Here is a 14,967-nt window from a genome sequence, read left to right on the forward strand (position 1 = left end):
GCGCAGGTGGAGCGCGGTGCGGGGTGAAGTGGTGCGCGTGAGGTCGTGCGGGTGGAAAGGCCGTGCGGGGCGGAAGGCGTGCCGGGGGGCACTTCGGGCGGTGGGGCTAGCGCACCCAGCCCGAGAAGCTCTGCCCGGTGGTTCCCGTCGTTCTGGTGCTACCGGTGGTGCCGGTCGTCGCGGTGGCGCGGGTCGTCTCCGTCGTGCGCGGCCGTCCGCCGTCGACCGCGGCCGACACGGCCCGGACCAGCCATGCGTTGACCGACAGGCCCTCACGGCTCGCGGCCTCCTCGGCGCGCGCCTTGAGGTGGGCCGGCAGACGCAGGTTGACGCGGGCGGTGCCGCCCTCGTCACCGTCGGCGGGCGCGGGGGCCGCGACCGGTTCGACCGGCGGGGCGACGACCTCGGCGGGGGCACCGGCGGCGGGCGGCAGCGTCACCACGAAGTCGGGGTCGAGCCCGCGCAGCCGTACGTCGACCGAGCCGGGGGCGAGTTCACGGGTGATCTCGTCCGTCGCGGCGGAGAGCACGTTGAGCATGGTCAGCCGGGTCGCCGACTCCAGGGGAGTGGTGAGCCGCTCGGCCAGCTCACGGGCGTCCTCCCCGCCGGCTTCGGCGGCCACCATGAGTTCGCGGCGAAGGGTGTCGACATACGGGGTGAGGTCCATGACGCCATCATGGCACCATCTTGGCGCCATGCGCAAGCACACAAGATGCGGACTGTCGTCAGGCGCGGGGCAATCCGGGACCCAGTTCGAAGCAAACTAGGATAAATACAGCCCCGATCAGAGCCAGTCCGAGGCGAGTGGCGCAAGTTCACTGGCGCCGCCCCGACGCCAAGTGACGCCACGTGGCTCCGAGGCGTGGCACCACATGGCACCAGGTAGCGCCTGTCGGCGCCATCGAGGCGCAGGCGTACCGACGCACTTCTTCCCGAACCGACAGCACCCCGGTCACGGTTTCGTCCGTGACCGGGGTGCAGGCGTAGTGGCTGGACCGGGGTGCAGGCGTAGCGGCTGCCCGGTCAGCCGTCTTCGGGGAAGCGGCCGACAGCGGGGGCGTCCACGGCGGAGGCGTCCGCGGCGGAGGGTGGGCCCACGGCGGAGAGTGCTTCCACGGCGGGGGGTGCACCCACGGCGGAAGGTGCGCCCACGGCGGAGAGTGCGCCGCCCGGGCCGGACGTCAGAATGGACCGCTGGAGTGCGGCAGCACCGGCGGGGGCTGCAGCCGCTCCGCACCCCGGCGAGCGAGAAACAGCACGCCCGGTCTGCCGGTCAAGGGGTGGGGGCGACTTCCGGAGCCCGCTCCTCCGACTCCTTCCCCGCGCGCCGCTCGGTCTCGCGGACGACCTCCTCGACGCGTTCGGGAGTGACGATCAGGCGGCTCAGTACGGCGGGGACGGCGATGCTGGGCAGCAGGTGCTCGAAGAGGGCCACCACCCGCTCCACCAGGTCGGCCCGGTCGCTCAGCGTGTGGGAGTAGACCTGCACGCCGGTCCAGGCGGCGGAGATGACCCAGGCGCTGGCCGCCGGGTCGACGTGCGGCAGCAGCTCGCCCTGCGCCTTCGCCTCCTGCAGCACCTTCTCCGTGGTCCCGATCCACAGGGTGACCGCCTGGCCGCCGAAGAGCGTGCGCATCTCCTGGCCGAGCGAGAGCCGGGCGGCGGCGCTGACCACCGGGTCGCGCCGCATCCGGTCCGCCGTAAGCAGCCCGGTGTCCACCAGTTCCTGGAGCTTGCACACCCTGGGCGCCAGGGAGACCTCCGCGAACTGTGCGCTCAGCACGCCCTCGGCCAGCGCCTGCTTCGAGGGGAAGTGGAAGTACAGCGCCCCTTTGGTGACGCCGGCACGGGTCAGGATCTCGCCGATCGTGGCGGCCTCGTAGCCGCGTTCGTCGAAAACGGACGCGGCGGCCTTCAAGATCGCGTGCCTGGTGCGGATCGCACGCTCCTGCTGTGCCACGACTCCTCCTACGCGCTTGCTGCCTGGCGGAGAACGTCCTCGCTGCCCGTTCCCCCCTGGAAACAAAACCAGGTAGTCCGTATTTTCACAAGCAGTGCCGAGAGGCCGCCAACTCCGCGCGGCCGGGAGCGGCAAGGATGTCCAGGACCGACAGGGGGCCCGCGCATGTCGCAGCATCTTCTCATCACCGGGGCGAACGGCTTCATAGGACGGCACGTGGTGCGCGCCGCGCTCGCCCGCCCGGAGACGAGGGTCCGGCTGGTCCGGCACCGGGGGGACCTGGCGGCGACCGACGAGGACCGGGTGCGGGTGGTCCGCGCGGACCTGGGGGACGCGGCCTCGGTCGACGGGCTGTGCCGGGACGTGGACACGGTGGTGCACTGCGCCTCGCGCATCGGCGGTGAGGAGGCGGAGCTGCGCGCGGTCAACGAGGCGGGCACGGCGGCGCTGGTCGCCGACGCCCGGCGGCACGGCGTGCGCCGCATCGTGTACGTGAGCACCGCAGCCGTCTACGGCCGCGGACCCTTCCGCGGGGCCGAGCCGCACGAACTGCCCGTCCGGCCCCGGTCCGTCACCAGCGCCACCCGCGCCGCCGCCGAGCGGATCGTCCTCGCGGCCGGGGGCACCGTCCTGCGCCCGCACCTCGTCTACGGCACCGGGGACCGGTGGGTGATCCCCGGCCTGGCCCTGCTGGTCCGGCACCTGGGGGCGCCGGTCGCGGGCGCCGGCGTGCACTCGGCCGTCGAGGTGTCGGCCCTGGCCGGGGCCGTGGTGGGCGCCGCGCTCGCGGGCCCGGACCTCGACCTGGCGGGCGCCCACCACGTCAACCACCCGGTTCCGGTGCCCGGCGCCGTCCTCATGGAGGCGGTGTGCGGCGTGCTCGGGACGGACGGCGCCGCCCCGCTGGCCCCGGAGCGGGCCCGCGCCCTGCTGCGGGAGCACCCGCAGGCGCTGCACCACCTCGACATGCTGACCTCGGACCACTGGTTCGCCGGCTCGTCCCTGTGGCGGCTGCTGGGCCAGGACCCCGGCCCGGAACCCGCCGAGGGCCTGGCCCGTCATCTGCCCTGGTACCAGGAGCAGTTGGGCTCAGCCGTGCACGCCGGCCGCTGAGGCCCCCGTGCGCTGCCGGCCGAGGAGCAGCGGAACCTCCCGGTGACCGTTGGAGATGAAGGATCCCAGCGGACGCAGCTCCCCGGCCGGTACCGCGAGGGCGGCCTCCGGGAACCGGTCGAACAGGCCGCGCAGCGCGATCTCGGCTTCCATACGGGCGAGTTGGGCGCCCACGCAGAAGTGCGTGCCGTGCCCGAAGGCGAGGTGCTCACGGCGGGTGGCACGGGTGACGTCGAAGCGGTCCGCGTCGTCGCCGTGGACGGCGCGGTCGCGCCCGGCCGCGGCGAAGGAGATGACGAGGGGCTCGCCCTTGCCGATCACCGTGTCGCCCACGGCCACGTCCTCGACGGCGTAGCGCAGGATGCCGTTGGCCCCCGGTGCCTCCACCCGCAGCGCCTCCTCGACCGCGTCCGCCCAGGTGGCCCGGCCGGCCCGGACGCGGGCGAGCTGCGCGGGGTTGGCCAGCAGCAGGCACAGGGCGTTGTCGAGCAGGTTCACCGTGGTCTCGTAGCCGGCGGTGAACAGCAGGATCAGATTGTCGACCAGTTCCTTCTCGCTGAGCCGGGAGCCGTCCCTCTCGTCCCGGGCGGCGATGAGGCTGCTGGTCAGGTCCTCACCGGGGGTGTCCCGTTTGATCGCGACGAGGTCGCCCATCGTCCGGTACAGGTCCACCTGGTTGCGCCGAGCCGCCTCCATGGAGGCGGTCGTGTCGAAGAAGCCGCTGATGATCCGGTGCAGTGAGGCACGGAACTCCTCGGGGATGCCGAACAGTTCGCTCAGCACGCGGGTGGGCAGCAGGTGGGCGAAGCGGCCGCGGAAGTCGACCGGCCGGCCGTCGTCGGCGCGGGCGAGTTCGTCCAGGAGCGCCTGGGTGATCTCCTCGACGCGGGGGCGCAGCCGGGCCACCCGGCGCGTGGTGAAGGCCGAGGCCACCAGGGCGCGCAGGCGCTTGTGGTCGTCCCCGTAGGCGGTGACCATGTTCTGCACCGAGACCCAGATGGCCAGCGGCCAGGTCTCGCCGATCTCGCCGTTGATCCACGCGGGCCAGTGCCGGTAGGCGTCCTTGGAGATGCGCGGGTCGATCAGCAGTCTCCTGATCGTCTCGTGCCCGGTCACCCACCAGGCCTCCACTCCGCCGGGCAGGACGACCCGGGTGAGGGGCCCTTGCGCGCTCAGCCGGGCCGCCTCCCCGTGGATGTCCCGGCCCGACGGGTCGATCGCGTACGGACACTGCTGCTGACGGGTCATCGATTGTCTCCAGAGAGCCAGATCCGCAGGACATCAGGGGCGACGGCGGCCCGACCGTAGCACTGTGCCGGGGCCCTCCATCAGTACTTCGGCGGAACCATAACAAACCAGACGACCGGTTTTGCAAGAGTAGGGGACACGGGAGAACAACCAGCGCCCCCGCACTCAGCCGATCCCGGGGCAAATATCCCCTCTCCCCCGACCCCCGTACACAGAGCCCCCGTTCTCCCTGGTGCGGGCCGGAAAGTTGCGCCCTTGAACCACTTCAACCGGAGCCTTTCCTTCAGTCACCGGCACGCACACTTGGGAAATCCTTTGCCTTGGGGCCTCACCAAAAAACCGGTGGGTCCGTATCTTTGAGGCGTCGTCGAACAAAGCTTCCAGGCGGGGGGCCTGCGATGGGTTTGCACAGCACGCACGACGAAGGCGGACTGTCCACGCTGCCGCGTCTGACCACCACGGTCCCGAAGGAGTACGTCCACCGCGCCTGTGTGGCCGAGGTGTTCCTCACCGGCTGCACCAGCCAGGAGGACCAGCGGTTCTCCCTCACCGGGCAGTGGCCCAGGGCGCACACCCTCTTCAACCGCTCCGACGGTCTCGGCCACGATCCTCTGCAGGTGGCAGAGACCTTTCGGCAGGCAGGCATGTTCCTCGCCCACGCCGAACTCGGTGTGCCGCTCACCCACCAGTTCGTGATGTGGAACCTCAGCTACACGACCTACCAGCAGCACCTGGGCATCGCGCTCAGCCCGACCGACTTCGAACTCGACGCCAGGTGCGCGGAGATCACCTGGCGCCGGGGAATGGCGGCCTCGCTGCGGCTGGAGCTGGCCGTCGTCCGCGACGGCGTCCTCGCGGCCCATGGGGCGGGCACCTTCTCCACCGTCCCGCCGGCCGTGTACCAGCGGCTGCGGACGAACCGCACGCCCGCACCTCACGACGCGTACGACCTCACCACGTCCCGCGTCCCGCTCGATCCGGCGGCGGTGGGCCGCACCTCTGCGACCGACGTGGTCCTCACCGCCACGAACTCGCCCACCCGCTGGCTCCTCACCCCGGACCTCACCCACCCCATCCTCTTCGACCACGCCGGGGACCACCTGCCGGGCATGGTGCTCCTGGAGGCCGGCCGCCAGGCGGCCTGCGCCGCGCTCGCCCCCCAGGGCCTGATCCCGGCGAGCGCCACCACGGAGTTCCTCCGCTACGCCGAACTGGACCGGCCGTGCTGGATGGACGTGGTCCGGGTGACGCCCGAGTCCGGCGGCATGACGACCGTCCAGGTCGCCGCCCACCAGGACGGAGAGACGGTCTTCACCTCGACGATCACGGGCCCCGCCTGCTGAATGCACCGGTCAGGGCCCGCGGACGCCCCGCCCCGCACTCCCCCGTCCTTCCACCGCCCGCACCCCTCGGGCGTCCCGCCCCGGGCGGTGGTGTGCCGCCGCCGGGTGGTGGTGTGTCCCTCCGGCCGGCCGCTCCGCTCGGCCGCGGGGAACAGCGGGCCGCCCCTCCTCAGCAGAGCCGGAGCACGCGAGCGCACGGGAGTGCGCCGCCCACCGGAGCCCGCCCGCCGTGGACCATACTGATCCCGAACGCCCCGCCGGCACCGTGCGCCCGGACCGGGGCCGGGCACAGGCAAGGAGGCGGACATGCCCGAACGCACCCAGGAGTTCGGCAAGTACGGCGCCCGCGGCATCAAGGGGTACGAGGCCGTCGCCCGCCGGCTCGACGCGCTCGCCGGTTTCGTCGTCACGCCGGTGACCGTCCGGCGCGGTCTGCTCGCCCGGCTGCACTACCTCACCCGCACCCCGCACGCCCGTGCCGCGGCCCGGGCTGCGGGCCTCACGGTCACCGACCGCACCCTCAAGGCCTGGCTGGAGGGCCGGCGCAACCCGTCGAAGAAGAACCTGGAGCGCGTCGAGACCGCCTACCGGACCGTGCGCCGGCACAACGTCGCCCGCCATCTGCTGGGCCGCCTCAACCGGGAGGGCCGCGGGACGCGGGTGGAGATCCACCCGCTCAACCAGTCCCAGGTGCCCCGGCCACGGCAACGCGTCGTCGAGTTCCGCGCCCTCAACATCCGCCGCTGGGACCGTATCGTCGAGGCCTGGGCGGCCGACGACGCGCAGGCGCTCGACGACGCCTGGGTCGACCAGATCGTCGACCTGGGCTCGCAGTGGGGCCAGTACGAGTACGTCACCAACGTCGGCTTCGCCGCCTGACCACAGGGCCGGGCAGCCCCGCGGATACGCGGTCCGCCTCATGCGCCGTACGCATGGTTCATGGGCACAGAGTGTTAGATTCGGCGGTATGCGGATGACTCTGGCGGACCGGGTCCGGACAGCGGTGGCGGCGCTCCTGCACGCCACCGGCGAGTCGCAGACGGACCTCGCCGCGGCGCTCGGCGTGAGTCAGGCGCAGGTGAGCCGTCGTCAGTCCGGGAGCGCCGCGTGGAGCCTCGACGACTGCGACGCGGTCGCCGGGCACTTCGGCATCGACGTACTCGACCTGCTGGCCGGACCGACGCGGGCCTCGGAGGCGCTGCCGGACGCCCGCCGCCGGGGCGCCGGCCGCCGTGCCGGGGCGGCCACGGCCGGGCCGGCGCCCGTGCCCGCCCGTCCCGGCGCCCTTCCCGCCGCCGCCCGGGAGGAGGCCGCGCGATGACGGACTTCGACGCGATCGACGCCCTGCTGGCCGCCGCCCGCCAGGAGGTGCCGCTGCCGGACGTGGCGGAGCGGCGCGTGCTGCGCGAGGGGCTGAACCTGTCGCGCGCCCAGGTGGCGCAGGCCCTGGGGGTCAGCCCGTCCACGGTGGGCGGCTGGGAGTCGGGGCGGGACCCCAGCGGTGAGGTCCGGGAGAAGTACGCGTACTTCCTCTCCGGTGCGCGCGCCCGGCTGGCGCAGCGGACCGGACCGGCGGAGCCGACCGGAGCCGCTGAGCAGGAGCGGGAGCCGGCCCCCACGGTGGCCGACGCCGCCGGCGGGGCCGGGGAGCCGGCCGCCGCCTCTCGCACCGGGGGCGAGGGCCCGGCGGGCGCGGGCACCGCTGACGCGGGCTCCGCGAACGAGGGCTCTGCGAACGAGGGCGCGGTGGACCAGGGCGCCATGGATCAGGGCGCCGTGGATCAGGGCGCCGTGGATCAGGGCGCCGTGGATCAGGGCGCCATGGATCAGGGCGCCGTGGACGAGGTGGAGGTACTGGCGGAGCCGCGGGCCTGTGTGCTGTGCGGCGGACCGGCCCGGCAGCAGGTGGCGGGGTTCCCGCAGCATCTGGACCCCGCCGAGTGCTCCGCACCGGCGACACCCGCCCCCTCCCCCGCGCAGACCTCCGGCCCCCGCGACCCCGGCGCCGCGCACGGAACGGGCGGAACCGCTTCCCGCACCGCGGGTCCCGGCACCGCCGCTCCCCGCACCGCGGGTTCCGGCGTCCGCGCCCCCAGGCCGCCTGCCCGCACCGCCGGTCCGGCCTCCCGGTCCGGCGACCGTGACCGGGGCGGCGACCGTGGCGGTGTGCGGATCGTCGCGGCCGGGCGGCGGGCGCAGGCGGCCTCCGCCGGGGCGGCGGACCCGATCGCCCAGGCCGTGGCCGAGGCCCTGACGCAGCACTCAGGTGATGTCGAGGCGGCCACGGCCGCGCTGGTCAGGCGGGCGATCCCGGACGCGATGGCGCTGCTCGACCACACGCGCAAGGGCGGACGCTACGACGTCGTGGCCCACCCGTGGCTGCCCGATGTGCTGCACAAGCAGAGCGCGCGCGGCGCCGACCAGATCTGGGAGGCGCGCCCCAAGTGGACGCGGCCCGAACTGCCGCCGGGCACGCACGAGGTGACCGCCCTCGACGTCAACGGCGCCTATCTCAGCGCGCTCAAGACGCACCTCCCCCTCGGCCAGCTGGAGCACTCCACCGGCGGCCACCACGACCGCCGCCGGGCGGGCGTGCACCTGATCACCCCGCCGGAGTGGGAGCACGACGCGGTGCTGCCGAACCCGATCGGCAGCCGCGACGAACCGGGCCCGCTGTGGGTGACGGAACCGACGCTGCGGCTGCTGCTGCGGCTGTCCGGGCCGAAGTACGGTCTGTGCGACCCACCGGAGATCCACGAGTCGTGGACGTCGGGCGCGACGGAGAACCTGCTGGAGAAGTTCCGGGTGGCGCTCAAGGACGCCCGGGACCGGGCGCTCGCCGAGGACGACGAGGTGACGCTGACGTACGTGAAGGCGATGTACTCGAAGTTCGTCTCCACGCTCGGCGAGTCGAACTACAACCGCGAGATCTACCGCACCGACTGGATGCACCTCATCCGCAGCCAGGCCTTCGTGAACCTGTGGTGGAAGGCGCACCGGTGCTACGACGAGGGCCTGCTGGTGGTCCGCGCGATGGGCACCGACGAACTGCATGTGACCGGCGACTGGCGCGGGGTCTTCCCCGAGGGCCGCGGTCTGACCGAGGTCAAGGTCAAGGACACCTACACGGTGGAGGCGGAGGACGGCACCACCGCCGGCGTCCCTTCACCCGAGGACAGCTGAGCGGCTGAACGACCGCCCGCAGCGAGGAAGCCGAACCGCCCTTCACTGAAGGGCGGTTGAACGACCGCCCGCCGGCGGCAGCCGGACCAGGCCGGCAGTCCGGGCAGGCCGGCGGCCGAACCGGGCCGGCGGCAGGTGCGCCGGGCCCGGCGGCCCGCTCAGTACCAGTGGTTGGTCTGCCAGAACGACCAGGCCCCGCACGGGCTGCCGTAGCTGGAGTTCATGTAGTTCAGGCCCCACTTGATCTGCGTGGCCGGGTTGGTCCGCCAGTCGGCGCCCGCGGAGGCGTACTTGCCGGCCGGGAGCGCCTGGAAGAGGCCGTACGCGCCGGAGGACGCGTTGACGGCGTTCATGTTCCAGCCGGACTCGTGGCTCACGATGTTGCTGAAGCACTGGAACTGGCCGCTCGGCACCATCTGCCGGGCGATGGCCTGGATCTGGGCGGTGGAGTAGGAACCCTGGACGGGGAAGTCGGAGGCGTCGGCGGTCGTGCTCTGGCTCGACGCCTGCTTCAGTTCCTCCCGCTCCTTGGCCTGTTCCTTGGCCTTCTTCTCGGCGGCTTCCTTCTCCGCGGCCTCTTTCTCCGCGGCCGCCTTCTTCGCGATCGCGGTCTCGGCCGCCGCCTTGCGGGCCGCCTGCTCGGCCTCCTTCTTGGCGCCGGCGTCGGCGGCGATGGCCTGGGCGTCCGCCTGCTGCGTGAGGGACGCGGTCTGCACGGGGGCCTGGCGGCCCACCGGGATGTCCGCGAGAAGCGTCGCGTCGGCCGCCGTGGCCTCGGCGTCGTTGTTCTGCGCGCTGCTGACCGAGGCAACGCCCACGACGCTTCCGACAGCGGTGACCGCGGTGGCTGAGGCCACTGCGAGTCCCCGGACCGAGATCCGGCTCACACGATTTCCTTTCGGCAGGCCCCCGTTCGGCACGGGGGCGGGTCTCTCCGACCCTGACTCTGCCGTACCGGGCACCACAAGGCAATCCCCGGCCTCTGCGATCACAGGGGCCCCGGCGGCCGCACAGATCACACATGCCGGGATGAACTTCCGACGACGTCGGACACGTGTGCCTGCCGTAAGGGCTTCTCCCCGCCGGTGACCGCCACCGCGCCCGCGCGACGGCCGGGGCGGCGCGACCCGGGAACGAGCCGCACACCCAGTGGATTTGCGAGATCAGCGTGAACGTGGACGTGGACGTGAACATGGACGTGGACGTGGCTTCCTTGCGGCAGGCCGTCGCCGGGCCGGTGCTGCTGCCCGGCGAGGAGGGCTACGCGGCCGAGTGCGCCACGTACAACCTCAACAGCGGCCTCGCGCCGGCGCTGGTGGTCGGGGCCACCGGCGAGGACGACGTGTGTGCGGCGGTCCGGTTCGCCGCCCGGCACGGGCTGCCCGTGGCGGTGAAGAACACGGCCCACCAGGTGACCGCGCCCGCGCACGGCGGCCTGCTCATCACCACCGGACGGATGAAGTACCTGTCCGTGGACGCGCAGGCGCGGACCGTGCGGGCGGAGGCGGGGCTGCGCTGGCGCGATGTGCTGCCGCGCACGGCCGAGTTCGGGCTCGCGCCGCTCGCGGGCTCCGCGCCCGACGTCGGTGTGGTCGGCTACACCCTGGGCGGCGGCCAGAGCCCGCTGCTCGGACGGACCCTGGGTTACGCGGCCGACCACGTGCGCGGCCTGCGCGTCGTCACGGCGGACGGCGAGGCGCGCCACGTCGGCGCGGACAGCGAGCCCGACCTGTTCTGGGCGCTGCGCGGCGGCAAGGGCAACTTCGGTGTGGTGACCGAGATCGAGTTCGACGTGTTCCCGGTGACGCGGTTCTACGGCGGCGGCCTCTACTTCCCGGGTGAGTGCCTGGCCGAGCTGCTGGAGGCGTGGCGCGCCTGGCTGCCGACCGTGCCGGAGGAGATGACGTCCTCCGTCGGCATCCAGCGGCTGCCCGACCTGCCGGTCCTGCCCGAGCCGCTGCGCGGCGCCTTCGTGGTGCACCTGCGGGTCGGCTACCTGGGTTCGGCGGCCGACGGTGAGCGGCTGCTGGCGCCGCTGCGGGCGGTGGCCCCGCCGCTGCTCGACCTGGTCGGGGAGAAGCCGTACACCTCGCTCGGGGAGATCCACCTGGATCCGGTGGACCCGATGCCGTACTACGACCGGAGCGTGTGCCTGGGCGAGTTCACCGGGGAGACGGTGGACGCGCTGGTGCGGCTGGCCGGTCCCGGCTCCGGCTGCACGCTGGCCAACGTGGAGATCCGGGCGCTGGGCGGCGCCTTCGACCGCGAACCGGCCGTTCCCAACGCGGTGTCGACGCGGGGGGTGCCGTTCGTCGTGTTCGGGTTCGCGGTGGGCGGGGCCGATCAGGCGGACGCGCTCAGGGGCGGACTGGCGGAGGTGGTGGACGGGCTGGCGCCGTGGGCGCTGGAGCGCAACATGGTGAACTTCCTGTCACCTGACGAGGCGACCGCCCCGGAGGGGGTGCGTGCGGTGTACGGGCCGGAGCGCTACGACCGGCTGGCCGGCGTGAAGCGGCGCTACGACCCTTCCAACGTCTTCCGTTTCAACCACAACGTGGCTCCCGGCAGGGCCTGAACCTGCCGGCGGGCGCTACTTCTTGGCCTGCAGCGGGCCCGCGAAGGACTTGCGCAGGGAGGCGGGGGCGGCGAGCGGGAGCAGCGCGGCGAGCACCTTGCCCTTGACCGAGGCGGGCCGGCGGGTCAGTTCGACGTCGACACGGGTGCCGTCGGCCTCGGGGGTCGCGGTGAAGACCCAGCCGCCGCCGGCGCCGAAGAGCTTCGAGTCGAGCGTGGTGATGTCGACCCTGCCCTTCTCGGCGTCCCACTGGTAGCGCGCCCGCTCCCAGGCCGCGGCGGTGCCCTCGGTCACCTCGGCCCAGGTGTCGCCGAGTTCGTGGACGGTGAAGTGCTCGGCGTCGATGGTCGGCCAGTTCTCGGCGCGCGAGGGACCGAAGTCGGTCAGCACCCTCACCACGTCGGCGGGGCTGAGCGAGGAGATGAGGTGGAAGCGGATGACGGCCATGGTGTCCCTCACATCGAGAAGTAGTAACCGGTTGGGCTGGTGACGACTCTTCCACGAAGAGCGTCACCAGTCAAGCCGGTTACTCATGAGGGGCGGGGCGCGGACCCCGGTCGAGGCCTGGCCCGTCGGATCGCCGCGTCGGCACATCGGCACATCGGCAGGGCGCCTGGTGGTCAGGTCGTCAGGTCGTCAGCAGCACACCGCCGTAGGAGACACCCGCGATCACGATCCAGGAGCAGAGGCCGAGCGCCGCGACCCGGCCGCCGTCGCGGACCAGGGACGGCAGGTGGACCGCGCTGCCCAGGCCCACGAGGGCGGCGGCGAGCAGCAGTTCCTGGGTGTGGTGGGCGAGGCCGAGGACGGTGTGCGGGACGAGTCCGGTGGAGCGCAGCGCCACCATGGCCAGGAAGCCGACGACGAAGAGCGGTACGACCGGCGTCCGCGCTCCCCCGCCTGTCCCCTGCGCGACCGTCGTGCCCGTCCCACCGGCCGCACCGGTGCCGTCGGTGCCGTCGCACCCGGCCGCCGTCCGTGCGGCGGCCTTGCGCCGGGTCCGCCGCAGGGACAGTCCGACCGACGCGACCAGCGGTGCGAGCATCGCCACCCGCATCAGCTTGACGAGAACCGCCTCGCGCAGGGCGGTCGGTCCGGCGGTCTGCGCGGTCGCCACGACCTGGCCGACGTCGTGCACACCGGCCCCCACCCAACGGCCGAACTGGGTGGCGTCCAGGCCGAGCGGGGCGTGCAGCAGCGGCAGGACGACGATGGCCAGGGTGCCGCAGAGCGTCACCATCGCCACCGCCGTGGCCACGTCCTCCTCCTCGCTGCCCGAGACGTCGCTCATGGCCCCGACCGCGGAGGCACCGCAGATGGAGTAACCGGTCGCGATGAGCAGCGGCTGGTCCCCGGGCAGGCCGAGGCGCCGCCCGAGCCAGACCGTGCCGGCGAAGGTCGCGGCGACGGTGCACACCACCATGACGACCGTCTGCCAGCCCAGGCCGAGGACGTCGTCGAGGCCGACGCTCAGGCCCAGCAGGACCACACCGGCCCGCATCAACCGCTTGCCCGCGAAGGTCAGTCCGGGCCGCGCCACGCCCCGCACGACGGTGCGCACGCGCGGCAGATGGGCGGCGACGACACCGGCGACGACGGCGGCGGTGAGCATCGGCACGCCCGGCAGCAGCCGGTGCACCGTCCAGGCCAGCGCGACGCCCGCGGCGGCGGCCGCCAGACCGGGCAGCCTGGTCCGCGGCCCGGCCCCCGCCGCCGGCCGGGACGGCCCGGTGCCCGCCGGCGCGGGCTGCGGCGGCCTCGTCACCGGCGCGGTCCGCCCGCTCATCGCTCGTCGGCCGGCGGCTCGTAGACGCGGCGGACGCTGCTGCCCAGGCGGTCGATGTCGGCGCCGTAGATGTGCAGGGAGACCGCCTTGCCCGCACCGCCGTTCCAGACCCGGTGGATGTCGCCCGGCGGCGCGAACCCGCAGACGTCGCCCTGCTCGTTGACGACCTCCTCGGTGGCGACGAGCCGCGCCGCGGCGCCCTCGCCGGTCAGCCGGTAGCGGCGTTCGTGCTCGCGTCCCTCGTGCACTCCCGTGACGCACCAGGAGACGTGGTCGTGGACGGAGGTGCGCTGTCCCGGCAGCCACACCAGGGCCACGACCGAGAAGCCGCCGTCCTCCTCCACGTGCAGGACGTGCTGGCGGTAGTGGTCGGCGCTGCCCTCGCGCTGGGCGCCGGTCAGCAGGTCGCCGGCGCCGAGGTGCGGCGCCAGCCGCCGCGCGACCAGGTGTGCGGTGCGCTCGCCGGGCAGGTTCTGCCGTACGGCCTCGCGCACTTCCTGGACGAGACGGTCGAGGCGGGGGGTGGTCGCCCTGCGCGTCCGGACGTCGGTAGTGGTCATGACGCCAGCGTCGGACCGCGGGAACCGCACGTCCAACGACGGTTTCTTCGGTCGTTCCCAAGCTGTGCTTATGCGGGGCCGCCGGTCGCGGGCGTGGGGCCCGCCCCACGCGGCCGGCCGGACCGGCCCTGCGTACGCGGCCGGACAGGTCTCACGTACGCGGCCGGAGGCCGGGTCAGCAGCCGACCCTCCGCTGTGCGACCGCCCTGATCGTGTCGACGACCAGGGCGGTCGCCGGGACCCGCAGGTGCTCGCGCAGCACGTACGCCGAGATACGGCGGCGTACGGCGGGCTCCAGGGCGCGGCCCGCGACCCGGTCGAGCCGCAGGAAGGACAGCACGAGGCCGGGCATCATCGCCACCCCCAGCCCCTCGGCGACCAGCGACTGCACGACGAGGCCGTCGTCCGTGGTGTACGCGATGTCGGGCGCGAAGCCCAGTTCGGCGCACTCGTGCAGGAAGTTGGTGCGGCAGCGCGGGCACCCGGCGATCCAGCGTTCCTCGGCGAGGTCGGCGAGCCGGACCGCGCGCCGCCGGGCCAGCGGGTGGCCGACCGGCATCAGCACCGTCAACTGGTCCTCCAGCAACGGTATCTCCACCACCTCGTCCGGCACCGACTCGTGCAGCCCCGGGTAGGTGAAGGCCAGGGTGATGTCGCACGCGCCGCGCGTGAGCCGCTCCAGCGAGTCGGGCGGCTCGTCCTCCAGCAACTGCACCCGTATTCCCGGGTGGTCGGCGGCGAGCCGGGCCAGCGCCTCGGGGACGACGGTGGCGTTGGCGCTGGGGAAGGCGCAGACCCGTACGCGGCCGCTGCGCAGCCGGGTGATCGCCGTGACCTGCTCCTGGGCGACGGACAGGCTGGTGAGGATGGCCTCCGCGTGCCGGGCCAGGGTCTCACCGGCCTCGGTCAGCCGCATGCGCCGGCCGACGCGGACGAACAGCGGTGAGCCGACCGTCCGTTCCAGCGCCTTCATCTGCTGGGTCACCGCCGGCTGGGTGTACCCGAGGGACGCGGCGGCCCCGGAGTAGGTCCCCGCGCCCACCACCGCGTGGAAGGTCCTTATGTGCCGTGAATCGAACACGTGTCAAATCATAAGCAGAACTTGGGTCCCGGTCCCCGGAGGTGCCCGTGCACCCGCACCTTCCCCGGTCTCCGGGCGGATTTCGGTTGCGGGGACAGGGCAACCATCGGCGGTGCAC

General features: G+C 73.4%; 14 protein-coding genes. 6 read left to right on the plus strand and 8 right to left on the minus strand.

The annotated features are described in order from the left end of the window. Positions 1 to 106: 106 nt before the first annotated feature. Positions 107 to 667 (minus strand): hypothetical protein, encoded by a 561-nt coding sequence (locus AC6I72_RS35900; RefSeq protein WP_498005782.1) that lies wholly within the window; start codon positions 665 to 667, stop codon positions 107 to 109. Positions 668 to 1,273: 606 nt separating this feature from the next. Next, on the minus strand, positions 1,274 to 1,960 hold the full coding sequence (locus AC6I72_RS35905; protein ID WP_498005784.1) for a ScbR family autoregulator-binding transcription factor: 687 nt from the start codon (positions 1,958 to 1,960) through the stop codon (positions 1,274 to 1,276). A gap of 165 nt (positions 1,961 to 2,125) precedes the next feature. Here AC6I72_RS35905 and AC6I72_RS35910 point away from each other — a divergent pair, with 165 nt between their 5' ends. Then, positions 2,126 to 3,073 (plus strand): NAD-dependent epimerase/dehydratase family protein, encoded by a 948-nt coding sequence (locus tag AC6I72_RS35910; RefSeq protein WP_498005786.1) that lies wholly within the window; start codon positions 2,126 to 2,128, stop codon positions 3,071 to 3,073. Here AC6I72_RS35910 and AC6I72_RS35915 read toward each other — a convergent pair. Further along, a complete protein-coding gene (locus tag AC6I72_RS35915) occupies positions 3,050 to 4,321 on the minus strand; it encodes a cytochrome P450 family protein (RefSeq protein WP_498005788.1) in 1,272 nt (423 codons plus the stop codon). The genes AC6I72_RS35910 and AC6I72_RS35915 overlap by 24 nt on opposite strands. Before the next feature lie 398 nt (positions 4,322 to 4,719). Here AC6I72_RS35915 and AC6I72_RS35920 point away from each other — a divergent pair, with 398 nt between their 5' ends. From AC6I72_RS35920 to AC6I72_RS35935, 4 genes are all read left to right on the plus strand, one after another. After that, positions 4,720 to 5,664: a ScbA/BarX family gamma-butyrolactone biosynthesis protein gene (locus tag AC6I72_RS35920; protein ID WP_498005790.1), complete on the plus strand. Its 945-nt coding sequence runs from the start codon at positions 4,720 to 4,722 to the stop codon at positions 5,662 to 5,664. 306 nt (positions 5,665 to 5,970) lie between these two features. Continuing rightward, positions 5,971 to 6,543 carry a transcriptional regulator gene (locus AC6I72_RS35925; RefSeq protein WP_498005791.1) on the plus strand — a complete coding sequence of 191 codons (573 nt, stop codon included), beginning with the start codon at positions 5,971 to 5,973 and terminating at the stop codon, positions 6,541 to 6,543. A gap of 88 nt (positions 6,544 to 6,631) precedes the next feature. Further along, positions 6,632 to 6,985 carry a helix-turn-helix transcriptional regulator gene (locus tag AC6I72_RS35930; RefSeq protein ID WP_498005793.1) on the plus strand — a complete coding sequence of 118 codons (354 nt, stop codon included), beginning with the start codon at positions 6,632 to 6,634 and terminating at the stop codon, positions 6,983 to 6,985. Further along, positions 6,982 to 8,847 (plus strand): helix-turn-helix domain-containing protein, encoded by a 1,866-nt coding sequence (locus AC6I72_RS35935; RefSeq protein ID WP_498005795.1) that lies wholly within the window; start codon positions 6,982 to 6,984, stop codon positions 8,845 to 8,847. The genes AC6I72_RS35930 and AC6I72_RS35935 overlap by 4 nt, the downstream gene beginning before the upstream one ends. A gap of 158 nt (positions 8,848 to 9,005) precedes the next feature. On the opposite strand, the gene AC6I72_RS35940 is transcribed toward AC6I72_RS35935, so the two are convergent. Continuing rightward, the gene (locus tag AC6I72_RS35940; protein ID WP_498005797.1) at positions 9,006 to 9,734 is read right to left on the minus strand and encodes an aggregation-promoting factor C-terminal-like domain-containing protein; all 729 of its coding nucleotides are present in this window, start codon (positions 9,732 to 9,734) and stop codon (positions 9,006 to 9,008) included. 281 nt (positions 9,735 to 10,015) lie between these two features. On the opposite strand from AC6I72_RS35940, the gene AC6I72_RS35945 reads away from it, so the two are divergent. After that, complete coding sequence (locus AC6I72_RS35945; protein WP_498005799.1) at positions 10,016 to 11,422, plus strand: FAD-binding protein; 1,407 nt, start codon at positions 10,016 to 10,018, stop codon at positions 11,420 to 11,422. Between the two features lie 15 nt (positions 11,423 to 11,437). On the opposite strand, the gene AC6I72_RS35950 is transcribed toward AC6I72_RS35945, so the two are convergent. The 4 genes from AC6I72_RS35950 to AC6I72_RS35965 form a co-directional block, all read right to left on the minus strand. Next, positions 11,438 to 11,869, minus strand: a complete 432-nt coding sequence (locus AC6I72_RS35950) for an SRPBCC family protein (RefSeq protein WP_366727628.1) — start codon at positions 11,867 to 11,869, stop codon at positions 11,438 to 11,440. A 181-nt stretch (positions 11,870 to 12,050) separates the two neighbouring features. Beyond that, positions 12,051 to 13,208, minus strand: coding sequence for a YeiH family protein (locus AC6I72_RS35955; RefSeq protein ID WP_498005801.1), 1,158 nt, complete (start codon positions 13,206 to 13,208; stop codon positions 12,051 to 12,053). Then, positions 13,205 to 13,768, minus strand: coding sequence for a cysteine dioxygenase family protein (locus tag AC6I72_RS35960; protein ID WP_498005802.1), 564 nt, complete (start codon positions 13,766 to 13,768; stop codon positions 13,205 to 13,207). Before AC6I72_RS35960 ends, AC6I72_RS35955 begins: the two co-directional genes overlap by 4 nt. A gap of 175 nt (positions 13,769 to 13,943) precedes the next feature. After that, entirely contained in the window at positions 13,944 to 14,849 is a 906-nt protein-coding gene (locus AC6I72_RS35965) for a LysR family transcriptional regulator (protein WP_498005804.1), read from the minus strand. Positions 14,850 to 14,967 lie beyond the last annotated feature (118 nt).

The sequence above is a fragment of the Streptomyces sp. Xyl84 genome, assembly GCF_059731885.1.